At 70.9% G+C, this 5,044-nt stretch carries 4 protein-coding genes; all 4 read left to right on the top strand.

What is annotated here, in order from left to right:
* Positions 1–3,162: nitrate- and nitrite sensing domain-containing protein (locus GTW67_RS30695; RefSeq protein ID WP_237519106.1), on the top strand; the 3,162-nt coding region annotated here is incomplete at its 5' end.
* A gap of 10 nt (positions 3,163–3,172) precedes the next feature.
* The gene (locus GTW67_RS30690) at positions 3,173–3,586 is read left to right on the top strand and encodes a roadblock/LC7 domain-containing protein (protein WP_004983065.1); all 414 of its coding nucleotides are present in this window, start codon (positions 3,173–3,175) and stop codon (positions 3,584–3,586) included.
* Positions 3,587–3,680: 94 nt separating this feature from the next.
* On the top strand, positions 3,681–4,253 hold the full coding sequence (locus tag GTW67_RS30685) for a DUF742 domain-containing protein (protein WP_161168014.1): 573 nt from the start codon (positions 3,681–3,683) through the stop codon (positions 4,251–4,253).
* Entirely contained in the window at positions 4,234–4,815 is a 582-nt protein-coding gene (locus GTW67_RS30680; protein WP_026243582.1) for a GTP-binding protein, read from the top strand. Before GTW67_RS30685 ends, GTW67_RS30680 begins: the two co-directional genes overlap by 20 nt.
* Positions 4,816–5,044: the final 229 nt, after the last annotated feature.

The following is a 5,044-nucleotide window of genomic DNA, read 5'->3' as shown; positions in this document are numbered from 1 at the left end:
TGTTTCTCCCCGCGCAACTGGCGGGTGACCACGCGGCTGAACGCGATCCTGCTCATCCCCGTGCTGGTCGGCCTCGTCATGGGCGGCTTCCAGGTGAAGAGCTCGATCGACACCTGGCAGGACGCCGAGGACGCCGAGAGCACCGCCCGCCTGGTGCGCGCGTCCCTGGGCTACGCCAACGCCCTCTACAACGAGCGTGACGTCACCGCCGCGCCGCTGCTCCAGGGCAAGGACGAGAAGGACGAGACCGTCGTCAAGGCCCGCAAGGCCACGGACGAGGCCGCCGACGACTTCGACGAGGCCGCGCAGGCCATGCCGGGCAAGGCCGGTCTGGAACGCCGGCTGAAGGTGTTCCGCGAGCAGGAGCCCAAGCTCCAGACGCTGCGCACGACCGCCTACACCGCCAAGCTGAAGGGCGTGGAGACCGAAGAGGGCTACACCGGCATCGCCCACCCGCTGATGGAGTTCGCCAACGAGCTCGGTCTGGGCACCGGCAACATCACCTCCTACGGCCGCACCGTCTACGCGATCTCCCTGACCAAGGCCGCGCTCTCGCTGGAGCGGTCCATCGGCATGCACATGCTGGTCAAGCCGGGTCCGGAGCCGAGCCACCTCGCCAGCCAGCGCGTCGCCCTCTCCTCCTACGCCTACCTCGAGCGCATCGCCATCGAGGAGTACATCGGCGGCGGTACCGAGGCGGACGCGCAGAAGCTCGAGGACGCCGAGGCGAAGCTCAAGGAGGACGGCGCGGCCATGGCCAAGGAGGCCAAGGCCAAGGACCCGGACTACGTGCCGCCGCCGGCCAACCCGACGACCATGATCTCCGAGCTCGCCGGTCTGGACTCCACGGACGCCAGTGCCCGGGCCGCGCTCGCCGCGCAGGGCATCACGCCGGAGAACTGGTGGGCGGTCAACACCCTCAAGTTCGACGCCTACGAGAAGATCGAGACGGACCTGGCCGACAAGGCCGTGGACGAGGCGTCCGCCATCGCCGACGACGCCGAGCAGGACGCCTACATCACGGGTGCCGCGGTCGTGATCGCGCTGCTCGCCGCGTTCATCCTGGCCGGCATGGTGGCCCGCCAGATGAGCCGCTCCATGCGCCAGCTCCGCAACGCCGCCTTCGGCATCGCCGAGCAGCGCCTGCCGATGCTGGTCGACCAGCTCTCCCGCACCGACCCCGGCCGGGTCGACACCCGGGTGGCGCCGATCCCGATCACCTCGACCGACGAGATCGGCGAAGTCGCCCGCGCCTTCGACCAGGTGCACCGCGAGGCCGTCCGGCTCGCCTCCGAGCAGGCCCTGCTGCGGGGCAACATCAACGCGATCTTCACCAACCTGTCGCGCCGCAACCAGTCGCTGATCGAGGGCCAGTTGAGCCTGATCACCGACCTGGAGAACAACGAGGCCGACCCCGACCAGCTGGAGAACCTCTTCCGGCTGGACCACCTCGCCACCCGTATGCGCCGCAACGGCGAGAACCTCCTGGTCCTCGCCGGCGAGGAGCCCGGCCGCCGCTGGGACCAGCCGGTCCCGCTGGTCGACGTGCTGCGCGCCGCCTCCTCCGAGGTGGAGCAGTACGAGCGCATCGAGCTGTCCGGTGTCCCGGAGGCCGAGATCCACGGCCGCGCCGTGACCGACCTCGTGCACCTGCTCGCCGAGCTGCTGGAGAACGCGACCACGTTCTCCTCCCCGCAGACCAAGGTCCGCGTCACCGCGACCCGGCTGCCCGACGGCCGCGTGATGGTCGAGATCCACGACAAGGGCATCGGCCTGACCGCCGAGGACTTCGCGGACATCAACCACAAGCTGGCCAACCCGCCGACCGTGGACGCCGCGATCTCGCAGCGCATGGGCCTGTTCGTGGTCGGCCGGCTGTCCGACCGGCACGGCATCCGCGTCCAGCTGCGCCCCTCCGGCGAGCAGGCGGGCACCACCTCGCTGGTCATGCTCCCGGACGCCATCACGCACGGCGGTGGCGGCGAGCAGCAGCCGCAGCGCGACGAGTTCACCGTCTCGCAGATCATCCCCGAGCAGGAGTTCCGGGGCGAGAGCTTCGGCCAGGTCGGCCAGCCCATGCGGACCGCCGCGGAGCTGGGCTTCGACGACAGCCGCTACACGGAGGTCCCCGACGACATCCGTGAGCTCGACCCCGTCGGCCGCTCCCTGATGCGCGAGGAGCGCCGTGCGGCCCTGGAGGCCCAGGCGCAGCCCGAGCTGCCCGGCCCGGCGGAGCACGACGGCCGCCAGAGCGCCGACGGCACCGGATACCAGGACCAGTTCACCGGTCAGCAGCCGGTCTACGGTCAGGGCCAGGGCGGTTACGACGAGCAGCAGACCGGCGCGTACGACCAGCAGTCGGCGTACGCCGATCAGCAGCAGGCGTACGAGGAGCCGCAGCAGGCGTCGTACGAGGAGCAGTACTACGCGCCGAACGGCGGACTGCCCCAGGGCGACGGCTACTCGGCGAACGGCGGCTACGCCGGCCAGTCCTACGCGGAGCCGAACGGGCACCGGCCGAACGGGCACCAGCCCGCCGGTTCCGGTGCCCAGGAGCCCTACTCGGCCTTCGAGCAGCGCCGGTACCAGGACGACTGGCCCCAGCAGGACGGTTACCAGAACGGCTACCCGGACCAGTACCCTGCGGATGCCCCCGGGGCGGAAACCGCGCAGGCCGCTGACGTGGCCGACGCGGACCGCGTAGGCTTCGACCGTCCGGGACCGGCCTCCTCCGCCGGCCACCAGCTCACCGACGCCGGCCTTCCGCGCCGCGGTTCCACCGCGGGCGGCCCGGGCGACTCGGGGCTCGTGGACCACGAGGCGCCGGCCTCGGCGCCGGCGGCCGGCGGCCCCGGCGACTGGCGCTCGGCCAACGACGAGCGCTGGCAGCAGGCCTCGGCGCTGCGCAAGCCGAAGGCGGGCGGGGTGACCTCCTCCGGCCTGCCGCGGCGGGTTCCCAAGGCCAACCTGGTCGAGGGCGCCGCCGAAACCACTCCCCAGGGGGGCCCGCAGGTCTCCCGCGCCCCGGAGGACGTCCGGGGCAGGCTGAGCAACCTGCGGCGCGGCGTCCAACGGGGCCGCACCGCAGGCAGTGAAACGAACGGCCAGGACACAGGGAATGAACACCGTGGTCCTGACAGCACCTACAACCAGGAGCGTTAGTGTGAGCCCGATGAGCCAGGCGGCACAGAACCTGAACTGGTTGATCACCAACTTCGTGGACAACACCCCGGGGGTGTCCCACACGGTGGTGGTCTCCGCCGACGGACTCCTTCTGGCGATGTCCGAAGGGTTCCCGCGCGACCGCGCCGACCAGCTCGCGGCCGTCGCCTCCGGTCTGACCTCGCTGACCGCCGGTGCCTCGCGCATCTTCGAGGGCGGCAGCGTGAACCAGACGGTTGTGGAGATGGAGCGGGGATTCCTCTTCATCATGTCCATCTCCGACGGTTCCTCGCTCGCGGTTCTCGCACACCCGGAGGCGGACATCGGCCTCATTGGGTACGAGATGGCCCTTCTGGTGGACCGTGCCGGCACGGTCCTGACGCCCGATCTGCGGGCCGAGCTCCAGGGCAGCCTTCTCAACTAAAGGACAGACGGTGCGTTTTGGCGTCCCGTGGCCGTAAAGTTTCGGGACGCGGCTCCACAGGGATGGATGCCAGGCACAGTCGGAGGAGGAGAAAGTGGCAACACCCCCAGGCGGTCCGTCTTCGGGCAACTGGTCGTACGGCCCCGCACAGGGCCAGAACGACGGCTCGGCGAACGGATACGGCTTCCCCTCCGTTCCGAGCCACCGGCAGCCGTACGCGCCGCAGGGCCCCGGCCCTTCGCCGTACGACCAGCCGCAGGCTCCGCGCATCCAGCCCGTGCAGCCGCAGCGCCGCACCCCTGAGCCGGCGCCCGCGGGCGCCTCGAACAACCCTCTGGTGCGTCCGTACGCCATGACGGGCGGCCGCACCAGGCCGCGGTACCAGCTCGCCATCGAGGCACTGGTGCACACCACCGCGCAGCCGCACCAGATGCAGGGCCAGCTGCCCGAGCATCAGCGGATCTGCAACCTCTGCCGGGAGATCAAGTCGGTGGCCGAGATCTCGGCCCTGCTGACCATCCCTCTCGGCGTGGCCAGGATCCTCGTCGCCGACTTGGCGGAGGCGGGCCTGGTCGCCATCCATCAGCCCGGCGGCGACGAGAACGCCGGCGGCCAGCCAGACGTGACACTGCTCGAAAGGGTGCTCAGTGGACTTCGCAAGCTCTAGCGGAGGGCCTTCCCGCTCCACCACGTCCGCGAAGATCGTGGTGGCGGGCGGTTTCGGCGTGGGCAAGACCACGTTCGTCGGCGCCGTCTCGGAGATCAACCCGCTGCGCACGGAGGCCGTGATGACGTCCGCGTCCGCGGGCATCGACGACCTCACCCACACGGGGGACAAGACGACCACCACGGTCGCCATGGACTTCGGCCGCATCACGCTCGACCAGGACCTGATCCTCTACCTGTTCGGCACGCCCGGTCAGGACCGCTTCTGGTTCATGTGGGACGACCTGGTGCGGGGCGCCATCGGCGCGGTCGTGCTGGTCGACACGCGGCGTCTGGCCGACTGCTTCCCGGCCGTGGACTATTTCGAGAACTCCGGGCTGCCGTTCGTCATCGCCCTGAACGGGTTCGACGGGCAGCAGCCGTACAACCCGGACGAGGTCCGGGAGGCGCTTCAGATCGGCCCCGACACGCCGATCATCACGACGGACGCGCGGCATCGGGCTGACGCGAAGTCGACGCTGATCACTCTCGTGGAGCACGCACTGATGGCCCGCCTCCGCTAGCTGTGCCCCAGCCTGCGGGCATGCGTGCCTGCCGGCGCCCGTCGCCGCCTGCCGGCCATCGGCCGCAGCCTGCGGGCATGCGTGCCGCCTGGGGCGGCACGGGTGGGCGCAGGCGGCACCCCGTTACGCCGGGTTGCGACTTGCCCCCTGCGGCCACTGGGCTGCGGGGGGCTGTTGCGTTGCCGGGTGCGGGTGCGTCGTGGCTGGTCGCGCAGTTCCCCGCGCCCCT

It is taken from the genome of Streptomyces sp. SID5910 (assembly GCF_009862125.1).
Classification (GTDB): domain Bacteria; phylum Actinomycetota; class Actinomycetes; order Streptomycetales; family Streptomycetaceae; genus Streptomyces.
Note: the sequence above shows the minus strand (reverse complement) of the source record. Positions and strands in the feature narration are given on the sequence as shown.

Bases quoted from the DNA above. Each gene is read 5' to 3' on its own strand.
- GTW67_RS30690 (WP_004983065.1), top strand. From the start codon at position 3,173: ATGAGCCAGGCGGCACAGAACCTGAACTGGTTGATCACCAACTTCGTG.